The organism is Pseudomonas allii, from assembly GCF_055380095.1.
Window position 1 is genome coordinate 327493 of sequence record NZ_AP039450.1, and the last position, 16186, is coordinate 343678.

Annotated in this window: 15 protein-coding genes and 1 tRNA gene; 7 read left to right on the top strand and 9 right to left on the bottom strand. The window is 59.7% G+C overall.

Annotated features, from left to right (window positions below; genetic code table 11):
* Both ACZ445_RS01490 and ACZ445_RS01495 read right to left on the bottom strand, forming a co-directional pair.
* Complete coding sequence (locus ACZ445_RS01490) at positions 1-753, bottom strand: ABC transporter substrate-binding protein (protein WP_003187758.1); 753 nt, start codon at positions 751-753, stop codon at positions 1-3.
* Between the two features lie 13 nt (positions 754-766).
* A complete protein-coding gene (locus ACZ445_RS01495) occupies positions 767-1540 on the bottom strand; it encodes an ABC transporter ATP-binding protein (RefSeq protein WP_012721734.1) in 774 nt (257 codons plus the stop codon).
* A 554-nt stretch (positions 1541-2094) separates the two neighbouring features.
* Between ACZ445_RS01495 and gabP the strand changes: the two genes are divergently transcribed.
* The gene (gabP, locus tag ACZ445_RS01500) at positions 2095-3486 is read left to right on the top strand and encodes a GABA permease (RefSeq protein ID WP_093513500.1); all 1392 of its coding nucleotides are present in this window, start codon (positions 2095-2097) and stop codon (positions 3484-3486) included.
* A 104-nt stretch (positions 3487-3590) separates the two neighbouring features.
* Here the strand turns inward: gabP and ACZ445_RS01505 are convergent, their stop codons facing one another.
* From ACZ445_RS01505 to ACZ445_RS01515, 3 genes are all read right to left on the bottom strand, one after another.
* Positions 3591-4004, bottom strand: a complete 414-nt coding sequence (locus ACZ445_RS01505) for a hypothetical protein (RefSeq protein ID WP_179029110.1) — start codon at positions 4002-4004, stop codon at positions 3591-3593.
* 12 nt (positions 4005-4016) lie between these two features.
* Complete coding sequence (locus ACZ445_RS01510; RefSeq protein WP_179029111.1) at positions 4017-5123, bottom strand: PDDEXK nuclease domain-containing protein; 1107 nt, start codon at positions 5121-5123, stop codon at positions 4017-4019.
* 139 nt (positions 5124-5262) lie between these two features.
* Entirely contained in the window at positions 5263-6183 is a 921-nt protein-coding gene (locus tag ACZ445_RS01515; protein WP_058426328.1) for an alpha/beta hydrolase family protein, read from the bottom strand.
* A gap of 182 nt (positions 6184-6365) precedes the next feature.
* Between ACZ445_RS01515 and relB the strand changes: the two genes are divergently transcribed.
* The 5 genes from relB to ACZ445_RS01540 all read left to right on the top strand — a co-directional run bounded on the left by relB (position 6366) and on the right by ACZ445_RS01540 (position 10265).
* Positions 6366-6560, top strand: coding sequence for a type II toxin-antitoxin system RelB family antitoxin (gene relB, locus ACZ445_RS01520; RefSeq protein WP_058426337.1), 195 nt, complete (start codon positions 6366-6368; stop codon positions 6558-6560).
* A complete protein-coding gene (locus tag ACZ445_RS01525) occupies positions 6547-6858 on the top strand; it encodes a type II toxin-antitoxin system RelE/ParE family toxin (protein WP_081049318.1) in 312 nt (103 codons plus the stop codon). The genes relB and ACZ445_RS01525 overlap by 14 nt, the downstream gene beginning before the upstream one ends.
* A 40-nt stretch (positions 6859-6898) precedes the next feature.
* Positions 6899-7864: an arsenic resistance protein gene (locus ACZ445_RS01530; RefSeq protein ID WP_464707939.1), complete on the top strand. Its 966-nt coding sequence runs from the start codon at positions 6899-6901 to the stop codon at positions 7862-7864.
* Between the two features lie 87 nt (positions 7865-7951).
* The gene (locus tag ACZ445_RS01535) at positions 7952-9544 is read left to right on the top strand and encodes an ArnT family glycosyltransferase (protein ID WP_179029116.1); all 1593 of its coding nucleotides are present in this window, start codon (positions 7952-7954) and stop codon (positions 9542-9544) included.
* Between the two features lie 160 nt (positions 9545-9704).
* Positions 9705-10265, top strand: coding sequence for a hypothetical protein (locus ACZ445_RS01540; RefSeq protein ID WP_058426331.1), 561 nt, complete (start codon positions 9705-9707; stop codon positions 10263-10265).
* Between the two features lie 169 nt (positions 10266-10434).
* Here ACZ445_RS01540 and ACZ445_RS01545 read toward each other — a convergent pair.
* The 4 genes from ACZ445_RS01545 to ACZ445_RS01560 form a co-directional block, all read right to left on the bottom strand.
* A tRNA-Phe gene (locus tag ACZ445_RS01545) sits at positions 10435-10510 on the bottom strand.
* A gap of 103 nt (positions 10511-10613) precedes the next feature.
* A complete protein-coding gene (locus tag ACZ445_RS01550) occupies positions 10614-10886 on the bottom strand; it encodes an oxidative damage protection protein (protein WP_028615361.1) in 273 nt (90 codons plus the stop codon).
* A complete protein-coding gene (gene mutY, locus ACZ445_RS01555; protein ID WP_058426332.1) occupies positions 10883-11950 on the bottom strand; it encodes an A/G-specific adenine glycosylase in 1068 nt (355 codons plus the stop codon). The genes ACZ445_RS01550 and mutY overlap by 4 nt, the downstream gene beginning before the upstream one ends.
* Positions 11947-14157, bottom strand: coding sequence for an AsmA family protein (locus ACZ445_RS01560; protein ID WP_058426333.1), 2211 nt, complete (start codon positions 14155-14157; stop codon positions 11947-11949). Before ACZ445_RS01560 ends, mutY begins: the two co-directional genes overlap by 4 nt.
* A gap of 325 nt (positions 14158-14482) precedes the next feature.
* On the opposite strand from ACZ445_RS01560, the gene ACZ445_RS01565 reads away from it, so the two are divergent.
* Positions 14483-16144: an OFA family MFS transporter gene (locus ACZ445_RS01565; RefSeq protein ID WP_058426334.1), complete on the top strand. Its 1662-nt coding sequence runs from the start codon at positions 14483-14485 to the stop codon at positions 16142-16144.
* Positions 16145-16186: the final 42 nt, after the last annotated feature.

Here is a 16186-nt window from a genome sequence, read left to right on the forward strand (position 1 = left end):
TCATTCGATGCTGAAAGGGAAGTACTTGTCGTTGATCTTCTTGTAGGTGCCGTCTGCCTTGATCTCTGCCAGGGCTTTGTTCAGGCGCTCGCGCAGTGGGTCGCCCTTGCGTACGGCGATACCGATCTTGTCGCTTTCTACAACCGGGTCGCCCTTGAACTCGTAGGCCGAACCGTCTTTGCTCTTGAGCCATTCGTACTGCACGTACTTGTCGGCGAGGATGCCGTCCAGGCGACCGGAGGTCAGGTCGAGGTAGGCGTTTTCCTGGGTGTCGTACAGCTTGGCTTCGGTATCCGGCAGCTTGTCTTCCAGGTAGGTGCCGGCCAGTGTCGCGCGTTGTGCACCGATGACCTTGCCTTTGAGGTACGCCGCGTCGGTCTTGAAGTCGGCGGTGGCTTTAGGCGCGATGAATTGCAGCTTGTTGGAGTAGTACGGGTCGGTGAAGTCGACGGCTTGCTTGCGTTCGTCGGTGATCGACAGCGAGGACACCAGGAAGTCGAACTTCTTGGCATTCAGGGCCGGGATGATGCCGTCCCAGTCGGACACATACACTTCGCACTTCTCGACTTTCATCTTGGCGCACAGGGCGTCGCCGATGTCTTTGTCGAAGCCGACCACGTTGCCGCTCGCGTCTTTATTGTTGAACGGCGGGTAGGCCGCTTCGATCCCCATTTTCAAGGTTTCTGCCATGGCCGTGGCGCTGAACGCCATCGAGACGGCCGCGGCCAGAAGGAATTTTTTATAGTTCTGCATGCATGTTGCTCCGTTAGCGGTTGCTGGACATGAATTGTTTGCAGCGCGCCGAAAGCGGGTTTTCAAACACCTGCTGTGGCGATCCTTGCTCTTCGACCAGGCCCTGGTGCAGGAACACCACCTCACTGGACACCTGGCGGGCGAAGCCCATTTCATGGGTGACCAGCAGCATGGTGCGGCCTTCTTCGGCCAGCGCGCGGATCACATTAAGTACTTCCTGAACCATTTCCGGGTCAAGCGCGGAAGTGGGCTCGTCGAACAGGATGACTTTAGGCTGCATCGCCAGGGTGCGCGCGATGGCCGCCCGTTGTTGCTGGCCACCGGACAATTGCGCGGGGTAGGCGTGGCGCTTGTCGGCGATGCCGACCTTGTCCAGCAGCGCTTCGGCGACTTCGATGGCTTCGGCCTTGCTTTGGCCGAGCACGCGACGTGGGGCCTCGATGATGTTGTCGAGGATGCTCATGTGCGGCCACAGGTTAAAGTTTTGAAACACAAAACCGATTTCGCTGCGCAGGCGGTTGATCTGCTTACCGTCGGCGGCCATCAGTTCGCCGTTTTTCGCGGCCTTGAGCTTGAGTTCTTCGCCGGCCACCAGGATCTGGCCCTGGTGCGGGTTTTCCAGCAGGTTGATGCAGCGCAGGAAGGTGGACTTGCCGGAACCGGAGGAACCCAGGATCGAGATCACATCGCCGTCGCGAGCGGTCAGCGAGATACCTTTGAGTACCTCCAGCTCACCATAGCGTTTATGCAAGTTGCGGATTTCAAGCGCGGGCGTGGCCTCGGCCATGTGGGGTCCTCATTGTATTCGTTGCAATCCTGCTGTTGGGCCGCCTTCCTGGCGAGGCGCCAAGCTAGCATAGCGTCCTGATGGCAGCCAACAGCGCGGCCGGCGGTAAACCGGTGGTGTGCGGCGGGGTGTCGCATCGGCACAGCAGCGTGTCGCGCCATCAACAACCGAACAACCGTTTGAACCCGGGAAACCGCAGGCTTTGCGTAAAAAAGGGCGCGATGGTGCCAGCTTTGGCCGGGTGTTGGAAGGGTTAACCGGGCAAACGGTGCATATCAGCCCTTTTGTGGGGCGTCACGTACTTTTTGTGTGTGTTTATGGTGCGTTTATTCGTCTTCAATGTGGGTCGCACGGTAACGCTATAGCGGAATGCCATTGTTCTCAATGACTTGCGATGGTTGTTGAATCGTCCTACAGCCCGCGTCAATCGTGGCTCTGTAACATTTTGGCGCAAATCTTGCGTAAAAAATAAAGAACGCCCTGTTGGTTTCTTTTCACGAGAAAGATCCCGGGCCGGGTGGACCGTTTTCGCAATTCCTCGCAAAGGTGTGTCAATGAGTAGTACGCAAAGCTCCAATGACCTCGAACAGGGGCTCAAACCGCGTCACGTCACCATGCTGTCGATTGCCGGCGTCATCGGTGCCGGTCTGTTTGTAGGCTCCGGCCACGCGATTGCTGCCGCCGGCCCGGCCGTACTGCTGGCGTATGCGGCGGCGGGCACGCTGGTGGTATTGGTGATGCGCATGCTGGCCGAAATGGCCGTGGCGTCGCCGGACACCGGTTCGTTCTCCACTTATGCCGACCGTGCGATTGGCCATTGGGCCGGCTTTACCATCGGCTGGTTGTACTGGTGGTTCTGGGTCTTGGTGATTCCGTTGGAAGCCAACGCCGCCGCGACCATCCTGCATGCCTGGTTCCCGGATGTGGCTATCTGGGCCTTTACCCTGATCATCACCCTGCTGCTGACGGCGACCAACCTGTTCAGCGTGAAGAACTACGGCGAGTTCGAGTTCTGGTTCGCGTTGATCAAGGTCGTGGCGATCGTAGGCTTCGTGATCCTTGGCCTGGCCGCGATTTTTGGCTTCTTGCCGACCAGCCAGGTCAGTGGCGTTTCGCACTTGTTCGACACCCAAGGCTTTATGCCAAACGGCATGGGCGCGGTATTGGCCGCAATCCTGACCACCATGTTCTCGTTCATGGGTACCGAGATCGTCACCATCGCCGCCGCTGAATCGAAGAACCCTGGCCAGCAAATCACCAAGGCCACCAACTCGGTGATCTGGCGGATCGGTTTGTTCTACCTGCTGTCGATCTTCATTGTGGTGTCCCTGGTGCCTTGGAACGATCCGACCCTGGCGGCCGTAGGTTCCTACCAGACCGTGCTGGAGCGAATGGGCATCCCGAACGCCAAGCTGATCGTCGACCTGGTGGTACTGGTTGCCGTGACCAGTTGCTTGAACTCGGCGCTGTACACCGCTTCGCGCATGCTGTTCTCCCTGGGCCGTCGCGGTGATGCACCGGCCGTGGCCAAGCGTACCAACAAGAGCGGCACGCCCTACTGGGCGGTGTTGTTGTCCACCGGTGCGGCGTTCCTGGCGGTCTTCGCCAACTACGTGGCCCCGGCGGCGGTGTTCGAGTTCCTGCTGGCCAGCTCCGGCGCCATCGCGCTGCTGGTGTACCTGGTGATCGCAGTATCGCAACTGCGCATGCGCCAGAAGCGCACGGCGGCGGGCGAGAAGATTGTCTTCAAGATGTGGCTGTTCCCTGGCCTGACCTACGCGGTGATGGTGTTCATCGTGGGGACGTTGACCATCATGCTGTTCCAGGAAGCGCACCGGGTCGAGATCATTGCGACCGGCGTGCTGAGCTTGCTGGTGGTGGCGGCGGGGCTGATGGTGGCGAGTCGTCGCAAGGCGCAGCGGGTGGGGGCTGCGGTACTTAACTGACCCAATGTGGGAGGGGGCTTGCCCCCGATAGCGGTGCGTCAGTCATCGATGTGTTGACTGAGCCACTGCAATCGGGGGCAAGCCCCCTCCCACTTTTTTTCGCGTCAGGCTTCTGGGGGGATCAGCGCCTGAGACGCCGCGACGTAATCCGCCTGAAACGCCGGTGACTCGATCCACGCCAGTGCTGCCGCCTCATCATCGGTATCCGTGGCCCACTGCCGGTACTCGATCAGCGCCGCCAGGATGAAATCGGTGGCTTCCTCTTCGCCTTCCTGCTCCAGCACCAACGCCAACAGCGGGTGCGCCAGGAATGCCGTGCACAACGCCTGCTGGCTGGTTTCGCCTGCGGTGCGCATCTCGACAAACATCTCCGTCAAATCCACCGACTCCAAGTCGATGCGGCTGTCATCGCCGGCAAACGCATCCGGTTTGGTCGCGACGGCGCGCTGGGTGCGGTTCTGCTTGGCCTTGGCCTTTGCCCGGTGGGCGCGTTTTTGCTGCTTGTTCGGCGAGGCCATGGGTTTGGCGTCCTAGGGTTCTGAGTCAGGGTGGAGTATTGAAGCGCAGGTTGGGGGAAATCCCAAGGGGTTCTGTGGCGGGTCGCTGTTAAGCGCACGCTGTGTCACCAGCTCCAGCTCGGCACGTAGTTCTTCTTCGCTGGGCAGTACGAGTTTGTACTTGCTGGCGAATAGTTGTTCATTGCCCTCAAGTACCGAGTAGCGCACTACTGAAGCATCTTTTTGCGAACACAAAATGATTCCTACGGTGGGGCTATCTTCCGGGCCACATTTCAGGTCGTCGTACATGCGCACGTACATGTCCATCTGACCAATATCCTGGTGCGTCAACTCTCCGCGCTTTATGTCAAAGATCACAAAGCACTTGAGTAGGTAGTTGTAGAACACAAGATCGAGGTAGTAGTCCTTGCTCTCCGTGCTGATGCGTTGCTGGCGGGCTACAAAGGCGAATCCTTTGCCTAGTTCAAGCAAAAAATGTTGCAGTTGTTTAATCAGGGCTTGCTCGATATCGCTTTCCAGAAGGGCGCCCGCATTGGGTAGTCCGAGGAACTCCAGAAGCACCGGATCGCGTACGAATTCCCTTGGTGTCTGTTTCAGGTGAGTGAGCTTGTCGTCAGCTTCCCTTTTAACGGCAATACGATCCTGGCTGGCAAGCAAGCGTTCATAGTAGAGCGTGCCGATTTGGCGCTCCAGGGCGCGGGTAGTCCAGTTTTGGGTGGCCGATTCGTTCATGTACCACTGACGGGCGTCAGCACTGTCCACGCGCAAGAGGGTGCGGTAGTGGGTCCAGCTTAATTCGCGACGCACCGCGTCGTATTTTGGAAACGCGAGAAAAAAACCTCGCATATGCCGCAGATTGGTTGTGTCGAAACCTTTTCCATAAAGCCTTGTTAGCTCCTTGGCCAGGCTGGGCAACAGTTTTTTGCCATAGGCTGCACGAGCGTTCCCCTGTTGCTCAAATTCGACAATATGTCGACCGATTTGCCAACAGGTTAAAACGTGAAGGGTGTCTATTGTGCGAAGAGCCTGTTGCCGTGCTGCACGTATGATTTCGACCAGATTGGTGAGCAGAGTGGCGATAGGCGGGTTTCCAGAAGCCGGGGGTGTAGGCGTATTCATGAGGTTCTTGGTAAGCCAGTGGGCGGATAAGAATCTCAGTTAATCCAGCCAGGTAGATTTCGCCTGGCCGGGTTGATTGCGTAGGAAATGCAGAGCTTTTGTCTAGGGAAATGTACTCACTGACGACGAACCCGGCATATCAGGTGGGCAGTGCGCTTTTTTTTAGCCACGCCAATGCAATCGGCCACAACCGGTCCTGATATTCGCTGCGGAAAAAGGCGAAATGTCCGACCTGTTTTTCGCCGATATCTTCCGGCGCTATGCGCAGATGCGTACGTTCGCTGCGGTCGAAATAACCCAACAACCGCTCAATGGCCGCCACGGTGCCGAAGGGGTCATCCGTGATGCTGATCGCCAGTATCTGCGCCTTCACACGGCTGAAGGGCAGGTTGCCCAGCGCTCGGCCGCTGGGGCGTGTTTCATATCGGGGCGTCGGCGTGCTCCAGTCGCGCACTACGCCGGCTGGCGTATCTTCCAGCCAGCCCAGGCGCTTGCCGGGGAAGTATCCGCACAGTGCCGTCAGCAGCGGCATTACCACATGCCATTTGGCAAACATGCGCCAGCGTCCGCTTGGCGCGTAATCGCGCCAGTAGGCGAACTGCGCGCCTACGGTGACGATTCGACGAATAACGGCGCCCGACTCCCCCAGCCCAGCTGCGCAGCCGCCGAAGCTGTGGCCGACTACGTCAATGGGCTGGCCTGGGAATTCTCGTTGCGCACGCTTGAGCATCGCCTCGAAATCCAGCATGCCCCAATCCGACCACGAGGCTTTGAAGTGGCGCAGCGAGCCGTTGCGGGATTCGCCGATGCCACGGTAGTCGTAGGTGATGACATCTAGGCCGTTGGCGAACAGGTAGTCGGCGAAGCGAGCGTAGTGGCGGCAGCGTACGGAGGTGGCGGGGTTGATGATCACCACCGGGCGTGCGGGGTCGGTCCTGATATGGCGCCAGGTGAAGCCGCCCAGGATATGGCCGTCGGCGGCGGGCTCCTTGAAGGGTTCGCTGTGATCGCGTGCAGACGGGGTCGGAGGCAATTGCAAAGAGGCGTCGTTCAAATTCATTGGTTTCTCGACCCTGATCGGTTCTTGTTTTTTTAGTAACAGTTGGTCAGTTTGCCAGTACTTGTGCGCTGTCTGGCGAGGTTATTAACCTTCGACACCCGCTGATAAAGCCACACATCCGAGAGGAACGACAGTAAGCCATGGACCGATTAGACTGGCAGGCATCCATCAAGGAGGCCCCTATGAGCATCCCACTTTCTCCCATCGTTTCAGAGTTTGAAACCGAAGAGCAGGCTGCCAGCTATGACCGTTGGTTTCGTGCCAAGGTGCAGGCTTCAATTGATGATCCGCGTCCTAGTATTCCACATGATGAGGCGATGGCTGAGGTCGAGAGGATGCTAGACGAGAGGCGCAAGGCTCGCCGTGCTTCTCGTTAAATGGCGGCCCGAGGCTATTGTCGCCTTGACGGAAATCATTGATTACATAGAGCAATACAACCCGGCTTCTGCCGCATCGCTGCACCGTAGCATTGTGGTGGCCACCGAGCATTTGTCTTCGATGCCATACGGATTCAAGCAAGGCCGCTTGGCGGGTACTCGGGAAATGGTTGTCCACCCAAACTATTTAGTGGTTTATCGCGTGATGGAGCAGGTTGAAGTTCTGACTGTGTTACATACGCGTCAAGAATACCCCTCGGATACAAGCGCTCCGTTTCACTCGACCTTGCGCCAATAGATGCATAGGCTTGCAGCTTTGTGATCTATTGGGGCGCCTAATGACCCGCGACACCCTTGAACAAAACCAGATCCCGGTCTACTTCTTAGCCGTGCTGCTGGCCACCATCTTCGGTCTGCTTGCTCCCTCATTTGCTCATAGCCTCAGCGCACTGGTCACCCCCGCCATCGCCGTGCTGATGTACGCGATGTTCCTGCAAATACCGTTTCTGGACCTGCGCCAGGGCTTGGGTAACAAGCGCTTCCTGTCCGCCTTGCTGCTGGCCAACTTCATCCTGGTGCCCTTGCTGGTGTGCGCGCTGACCCAAAGCCTGGTGGGGCGCCCGGCGTTGCTGGTCGGCGCGCTGCTGGTGTTGCTGACGCCGTGCATCGACTATGTGGTGGTGTTCACTCATATCGGCAAAGGCGATTCACGGCTGATGCTGGCGGCGACGCCGGTGCTGTTGCTGCTGCAGTTGGTGTTGCTGCCGTTGTACTTGGGGTTGATGCTGGGGCCGCAGTCTGAGGTCGTGGTGGAGGCGGGGCCGTTTGTCGAGGCATTCCTGTTGTTGATTGTGGTGCCGATGATTCTGGCAGTGCTCACGACTTCCCTGGCGCGGCGATCATCTGTCGTCAACGCGTGGAGCAGCGCCTGGGCTTGGCTGCCCGTGCCCGCGATGGCGCTGGTGTTGTTTGTGGTGATCGGTTCTCAAATCACTTCAGTGGTGCGGGATATCAACCTGCTGTTGCCGGTGATTCCGGTGTATATCGGCTTCCTGTTGCTGGCCCCGTTGATGGGGGCGCTGGCGTCGCGGCTGTTTGCACTCCCTGCTGCAACGGCGCGGGCGGTGACATTCAGCGCGTCGACGCGCAATTCATTGGTGGTGCTGCCCTTGGCACTGGCCCTTCCCGAGGATGTGCGCGGGTTGGCGACGACGGCGGTAATCCTGCAAACCCTGGTCGAATTGGTGGGGGAGTTGATTTACGTAAGGCTGATCCCGAAGTGGGTGTGGCCCGCAGGTCGGTAGGCGCAGGAATCTTGCAGTCTGTTCAGGCGCTATTCAGCAGGGCGGTCGGCACCATAAGTCGGCGCCCCTTACCTGACAGGTCAACCGATGGATCACCGCAACCGTTTTCGCCTGGAATCCTCAGGGATTTTTCTCTTCGCTCTGTTGTTGTTCACCTTGGGTATCTGGGATCAGCAGCCCCAAGGGTTTGACGGGCGCTGGGCGCTGTTCCTGCAAGAGATGTTTCGCCATGGCGTGAGTTTTTTCCCGACCACCTATGGTCAGCCCTATGCGGATTACCCCGGCACCGCGACCTTCTTCAGCTATGTGTTTGCCCGGCTGTTCGGTGCGCCCAACCATCTGGCAAATATTTTGCCGACTGCCCTGGCTTCCGCTGGCGTAGTTGCGGTGGTCTATCGCTTGCTGGTGCCTGCGAGCCGGCCGTGGGCGCTGCTCACGGTGCTGCTGACCTTGCTCACCACCCAATTGCTCGAAAAATCCCGCTCGGTCTGCCTGGACCAGATGGTGGCGTTGCTCTGTGTAGGCAGTTTCTACCTGCTGCACTGCGGCGGACGCTGGAGGCGACTTGCGGTGTTCCCGCTGTTTGTCCTGGGTTTTGCGATACGCGGGCCACTGGGGCTGATCGAAGTCTGTGGCGTGGTGTGTGTGTATTGGGCGCTGGGCAAGCCTGGCGAGCGCGTGAAACAGGTGCTGATTCACGGCGTTGTCGGCCTTGTGCTGCTGGCAGTGTGTTGGTGGCTGCTGGTGAAGTTGGCGCGTATCAGCGGGGGCGATGCGTTTGCCGATGAAGTGTTCAAGATGCAAGTCGGCGGACGCCTGGATGAAACCGGCGAGCCGTTCTACTTCTATTTCCAGCTGAGTCTGTACCGCTACTTCCCGGTGGTGCCGTTGGCTTTGGCCACGATGATTGCCCTGCGTCATCGCTGGCCCGAGCGGTTTGAGGGCAACATGCAGTTGGTCGCGCGGCTGGGTGCCTGCGGCTTGATGATCTTGCTCGGGTTATCGATACCGCACTTCAAGCGCGCCTATTACATCCTGCCCATGGTGCCGATGTTCGCGGCTGTCGCGGCCTATGGGCTGCTGCAGGCGCAAGGCTGGCTCGCGGGCGTGCGACGCTGCTACGAAGGGCTTGTCGTGGCGCTACCGGCATTGTGCGTGGTTGCAGTCTTTGTCTGTCGGCATGGGTGGCAGAAGCATGGTTACTGGCCGCACGTTTCGCTGCCGCTGCTGATTGGCGGGCTGGTGGTTCTGCAGGTGGCGGCGCTGATCGCCTGGCATCGGGTGGGGCGGTTGGTGTGGCTCAGCCTGATCGCGTTGATGGCGCAGTGGGTGGTGTTGGTTACTGTGGTAGAGCCGTCCAAGGATCTGCAGTTCGATACCCGCAAGTTTGTCGGCCAAGTGGAGGCGCTGCGTGCCACGCAGCCGGGGCCGCTGGTGTTCATCAATCTCGGCCGGGACACCTGGGCGGTGCGCTACATGATGAACCTGGATCACGATGAGCAGCCCGTATTTATCCGTAGCAATGAGCTTGAGCGGCTGGGCAACTTGCCCCGCCCGGCCTGGGTGATCGTGGCGCGCAAGGAAACCGCGCTGTTGCAGGGAACGCCTGTGGAGCATCTGGCGCCAAGCTTCGAGGGGCGGTTGAACGACAACCCGCTGATGGTGTTTTTGCTGGAGTGAATCAGCACGGACTTCCTGGTCTGGGGGGGGGCGTGTGATGTGCGGAGCGAGCCAGGCCTTCTCCAAGTGAATGCGGTTCCCGATAAAGGAAGTATTCAGTGATGCGTTGGGCTACTGTTGCCTGCGCAAAATTCACTGACGCACATTTTCAAGGATCGAAATGAAAGCCACATTGCTCGTGTTATCCGCCTTCCTTCTACTGCTCTGCGGCTGCACCACGCCGCAGACCTCTGACATGTCCAGCCCTTCAATTGCCGACACCAAAACGGTGGTGTTCGGCGGCAAGACGTTCGTCTTGAAATTCCAGAAGCCGGGTTTGTGGGAGTATTTCCCGGCAGAGGAGAGCATCGATGCCTGGAATGAAATGGTGGACTTTACCGTCGTCCCTCGCGAGATGAACCGCTTCAAGCCCCTCGACCTCGCCAAGCGCGCCATCCAGCTCCACCAGCAAGAAAATCCGAACATGCCGGCGATCCTGCTGACCGACAATAAAACCGGAATCGATTATTCGATGATGTTTTATCCCACGTCATTGCGTAAAGACGGGCAATTCTCGGAAATCAGTTATTTCAAGTATTACAGGGACGGCACCACCGGGCAGACCATCATCTTTCACTTTGCCAGGAATATCCCAAGGTCGAGCAATCCCTCGGAAAGCGCGATAGAGACCGGCCGGGAAATAGTGCCGCTGATAGAAGCGTTCCCGCTGTATCGGCCCTGATGCCGTTGAGCGGGCAGCACGAATTGATTCCCAGGCGGTGATTGCCGGAAAAGCGTCTACAGGATTTTTTGGGGGGGGTCGCACCCACTGGTACGACGTAGGCGTGCAGTTTTGAAGCCCTGAAACGAGAAAACCCCTGAGACCTTTCGGAATCAGGGGTTTCGGTATTTGGTGCCCAGAGACGGAATCGAACCGCCGACACGGGGATTTTCAATCCCCTGCTCTACCGACTGAGCTATCTGGGCAACGGGGCGCATTAAACGGGTTTTTCAGGGGGTCGTCAAGCAAGTTTTCGAAAAATATTTAATTATTACCGTCGCTTACGTGCTGACCCCGGTTTTTGATCAATTATTGAGCAGGCGGCACGTAGCCGTCGGCCTTGGCGTATTCCTCGCCGGAAAAGAACTTGTCCATCTCGCCTGCCAGGTATTTGCGATCTTCGGCGTTCATCATGTTCAGGCGTTTTTCGTTGATCAGCAGGGTCTGGTGTTTCAACCAATCGCCCCAGGCTTTGGCGGAGACATGTTCGAAAATGTCCTGGCCCTTGGCGCCCGGATACGGAGGGCGTTCCAGGCCGGGCAATTCTTCTTTGTACTTGCGGCACATGATGGTGCGGGTCATGACGACACTCCTGCATTCAATACGTCGGCCGCGCGCTTCAGCAGTTTTTTCACCGGGGCGGCAAGGCCCAGGCGCGGCGGGGTGGCGAGGTTATACCAGAGCCAGTCGGCCTCGGCCACGTGATGGACGGTTTCCTCGACCTGGATCAACCAGGGTTCGATGGCGAGTTGGAAGTGGCTGAAGGTGTGGATCAACCCCGGCAGTTCCTGTTGGTTGCCCAGTTCCAGCGCGTGCTGGTGGGCCAGGTGTTCCAGGTCTTGCAGGTCATCCAGCTCCGGTAAACTCCACAGGCCGCCCCACAGCCCGGTGGAAGGGCGACGGTAAAGCAGGATCGCGCCCTCGGCATTCGCCAGCATCGGCATCAGCGTGCGCTTTTGCGGGATGGTCTTGCGCGGCTTGGGGATCGGGTAGCGCGTCTCCAGGCCGAGCATGTGGGCTTCGCAGCCTTTTTCAAGCGGGCACAGCAGGCAACTGGGTTTGCTGCGGGTGCAGAGGGTGGCGCCCATGTCCATCATCGCCTGGGTGTAGGCGTTGACGCGGGTCTGGGGCGTGAAGCGCTCTGCGGTGGCCCACAGCTGCTTGGCCACCTTGGGTTCGCCCGGGTAGCCCTCCTGTGCGGTAAACCGCGCCAGCACACGCTTGACGTTGCCATCGAGGATCGGCGCACGCAGGCCCATGCTCAGGCTGGCAATCGCGCCGGCGGTGGACAGGCCAATACCGGGCAGCTCGGTGAGCTTTTCGACATCCCTGGGAAACTCGCCACCGTACTCGGCCACGACAATCTTCGCGGTCTTTTGCAGGTTGCGCGCCCGGGTGTAGTAACCCAGGCCGGTCCACAGGTGCAGCACTTCATCTTCCGGCGCGGCGGCCAAGGCTTCGACCGTTGGCAATGACGCCATGAAGCGGTCGAAGTAATTGAGCACCGTGCTGACCTGGGTCTGCTGCAGCATGATCTCCGAGACCCACACCCGATAAGGCGTGATGCCCTGTTGCCAGGGCAGGTCATGGCGACCGTGGCGGTCGTACCAATTGAGCACGGCCTCTGAAAACTGCTCGTTTCTCATCGCTTGAACAGGCCCTTCAATGCATCTTTCAACTGCGGGTTCACCTTGTCGAGCTTCTCTTCCAGTTTGTCGCTGAGCTTGTTGCCGGCCGCCTTGATGGCGACCTGGGTCAAGCCGTCCTTATCCAGGCGGCAGGCCTTGGCCCCCAGCTCCAGCGGGCCACGGCAGCGCAGCGGCACTTCGATGCCCTGGAAGTTGGAGCCGACCTGGCAGGCAGGGTCCGGCGTTTCGCGCTGGTCGCCCTCGACAATGATGCCGACGCGGTAGTCCATGCCCAGCACGCGCAAGTCCACATCACCGTTACCGTTGACGGTCAGGCCCGGGATGCGCACTTTCAGGTCCGGGTTGCTGGCTACACCGTTACGGAAGGTCAGGTTGCCTTTCAGCTCCTGGAACGGCGTGTCCTTGCCTGGCGGCGTGCTGCTCAGGGTCTTGCGGTTGAGCAGGGCAATGCCGGTGCACAGTTGTTGCTCAAGGTTGGCGTTGAGCAGCACGCCGTTGTTGATCACAAAGCTGGCGGTGCCGTTGAGGCTGTCGATCAGGGCTTTCTGGCTGTTGCCGCGGCCTGTGAGGTTGCTGTCCAGGGTGATCTGGCCCTTCACCGGCGGGTTCTGCCCCTGGGCCTGCAGGATGCGCTCGACCGGCACCTGCTTGATCCGGCTTTGCAACGCCAGTACCGGAATATCCTGACGCACATCGAGGCTGCCGTTGGCCTGGAAGGTGCCGTTGTAGAGGCCGCCGCTCAAGGTCTCGAGCTTGAGTTGGCCATCGATGCCGGACGCCTTGAGCGCCGCATTCTGGATCGGCAATTTGCTCAGGGTCAGTTGACCGAAGGCGAGGTCGGCATCCACGTCGAGCGTGCGCAGGCGCGTCAATGGCAGCAGCTTGTCGGTGCTCCAGGCGCCTTTGGTCGGCGCATCGGGCAATGGCGTGGTGCCGCCGGCGGCCATGGCGCCGGCTTCGCTGTTCTGCACCTCGGCCTGGCGTGCGGCGCTTGCACCCTTGGCGGATTCGGACTTGGCCGGCAGGTAGTTGTCGGCGTTGAACGTATCGCCCTTGAGCTGCGCGCGCAGAGACTGTTTGGCGAAATCGTCCACCGCCAGGCGACCGGTGAAGGTGCTGCCGTCGAGTTTCAGGTTCAGGTCTTCCAGTGCCAGGCTGGTCGGGGTGCCCTTGAGGCGGCTGACCAGTTCAACCTTGCTCAGGCTGCCCTCGGCCATCGGTGGCAGGGGGTGGCCGACGCTGTCGAGGAACTTGGCCAGGTCAAACTGGGCAATGGACAGGGCGCCGCTTAGCTGCGGGGTTTTGTCGAGATCGTTGACCTTCAGTTCGCCCAGGGCGCGCAACTGGTTGGCCGAGAGCTTCAGGTTGGTCCATTCGGCGATGTTGGCCGCCTGATCCACCAGCAGTTGGCCCTGGGTGGAGAAGGTCACGGTCTTGCCTTGCAACGGTTCGCCCGTGGCTTCGCCGGTGATCTTCATGTCTTCCAGCTGATAACGCTTGAGGGCGCGCTGGATGCGCAGATTGCCGTTGAGTTCGGTCTTGACGCGCATCACCGGCTGGTTGGTGCCGAAGAATGCGGTCAGTTTCACCGGGATACTGGCGCCTTCGTGCACGGCGCCGGCGCTCAGTTGGATACTTTCGGCGCTGAACTGCTTGCCGGTCTGCTCGTCGTTGTACTCGATGCGGGCGTTGTTGATGGTCAGGCTGTCGATGTCCAGCCGGATAGGTTTTGAGGGTTTCTCCGGCTCGGGTTCGGCGGCCTGTTCCACGGCAGCGGGTGCGCTGACGCTCGGCTCATTGGCGTTCTTGCCGATGTCTTCCCAATCGCCGTGGCCTTGTTTGTCGCGGTTCAGGCGCAGATTGAGGCCTTCGACACGCACGTCGCTCATCTGCACTTCGCGACGCAGCAGCGGTAAAACCCGTACCGACAGGCCGAGCATCTGCAAGTCGGCGAACGGTTTTGTCGGGTTGGTCAGGGTCGCCACGCTGGCTTCGTGCAGTTCCAGCCCGAGCCAGGGGAACAGGCTCCAGCCGATATCGCCATTGAGCGTCAGCTCGATGTGGGCCTTGTCGCGGGCAATCTGGCGAATCTCGTCTTTATAGTCGTTGGGATCGAAGAGGTGGGTCAGGGCAAAGCCCAGGGCCACAATGATCAGCAACAGCCCGAGAAGTACCAGACCCAGGATTTTGCCGAACGCTTTCATGGGCGAGTCCTTGTATGTCGATTTCAAAATTTAGCCGCAGAGTATAACGCCCGACGGCCTGCGTCAGTGCCCCGATCGTTACATTGTATCCAGGGGCCGGGAAACGGGTTTTTGACGTCAAACAAAGCAGATTTCCTGAAAAAGATGATGGCAGTTTGGTTTTTCTGTCATCCGCAGGTGCTAATCTCTGCATGTTCGTCCGCCTTCTGCGACTTAACGTCGCGCCTAAAAGGGAGCTTCACTCAACAAAACGGCCACGCTTTGCGTGCAAGGCCGAGGGAGAGAGCGCCTGACGGACACATACTAACAACTGGGGGAAACACCAATGAGCACTAGCACGGCGGCAGCTTCAACTGCCGTACAGCCTGCGTTCCTGTCCAAGGAACGCATTATCGCCAAGCCCGGCTTCAACCGCTGGCTGGTTCCGCCGGCCGCCCTGGCCATTCACCTGTGCATCGGCATGGCCTACGGGTTCTCGGTGTTCTGGCTGCCACTGTCCAAGGCGCTGGGTATCACCAAACCGGTCGCCTGCGCGCCGGACATGAGCTTTATCGCTCAAGTCTTCTCGTCCCAATGCGACTGGCCCATCTCCATGCTGGGCTGGATCTACACCCTGTTCTTCATCTTCCTGGGCTGCTCGGCAGCGATCTGGGGCGGCTGGCTGGAACATGCCGGGCCACGCAAGGCTGGCGTTGTTTCGGCGCTGTGCTGGTGCGGCGGCCTGCTGATCTCGGCGTTGGGGATCTACACCCACCAGATCTGGCTGATGTGGATCGGTTCCGGGGTCATCGGCGGTATCGGCCTGGGCCTGGGCTACATTTCGCCCGTGTCGACCCTGATCAAGTGGTTCCCGGACAAGCGTGGCATGGCCACCGGCATGGCGATCATGGGCTTCGGCGGTGGCGCGATGGTCGGTGCCCCGTTGGCAGCGGCTTTGATGGGCCACTTCGCCACGCCAACCAGCGTGGGCGTGTGGCAGAGCTTCCTGGTGATGGCCGCGATCTACTTCGTGTTCATGATCGGTGGCGCCTTGTCCTACCGCGTTCCACCGACCGGCTGGAAGCCTGAGGGCTGGACCGCACCGGCGAAAAAAGCCAGCAACGCGATGATCACTCACCGTCACGTACACGTGAACGTGGCGTGGAAAACCCCACAATTCCGCCTGGTATGGCTGGTGCTGTGCCTGAACGTCTCCGCCGGTATCGGCATTCTCGGCATGGCATCGCCCCTGCTGCAGGAAGTGTTCGGCGGCAAGTTGCTGGGTGTGGATGTGCCGTTCGGCCAGCTGGACGCCGGGCAACTGGCCTCCATCGCGGCCATTGCGGCGGGCTTCACTGGCCTGTTGAGCCTGTTCAACATCGGTGGCCGGTTCTTCTGGGCGTCGTTCTCCGACTACCTGGGCCGTAAAAACACCTACTTCGTGTTCTTCGCCCTGGGCTTTGCCCTGTACGCGCTGATCCCGAACCTGGGGCACCTGGGTAACGTGGCGCTGTTCGTGGCGGCGTTCTGCATCATCCTGTCGATGTACGGCGGTGGTTTTGCGACCGTGCCTGCCTACCTGGCCGACCTGTTCGGTACGCAAATGGTCGGCGCGATCCACGGTCGCCTGTTGACTGCCTGGGCAGCGGCTGGCGTGTTGGGCCCGGTGTTGGTGAACTACCTGCGTGAGTATCAGCTGAGCATCGGCGTTGAACGCGCTGCGGCCTATGACATCACCTTGTACATCCTCGCTGGCCTGCTGGTACTGGGCTTCATCTGTAACTTGCTGGTGCGCCCGGTGGCGGACAAGTACTTCATGACCGACGCCGAACTGGCCGCCGAACAGGCGCTGGGTCATGACAAGGGCGCAGACGCCACCACTTCCCTGGAGTGGAAAGCAGCCCCAGGCACCGTGCCGTTGGCGATTGCCGCCTGGCTGGTGGTGGGTATTCCGTTGGCGTGGGGTGTGTGGGTGACCCTGCAGAAGACGGCTGTCCTGTTCCACTGATGCAATACCTGTAGGGACCCGCTTTTTGTGGCGAGCGGGCTT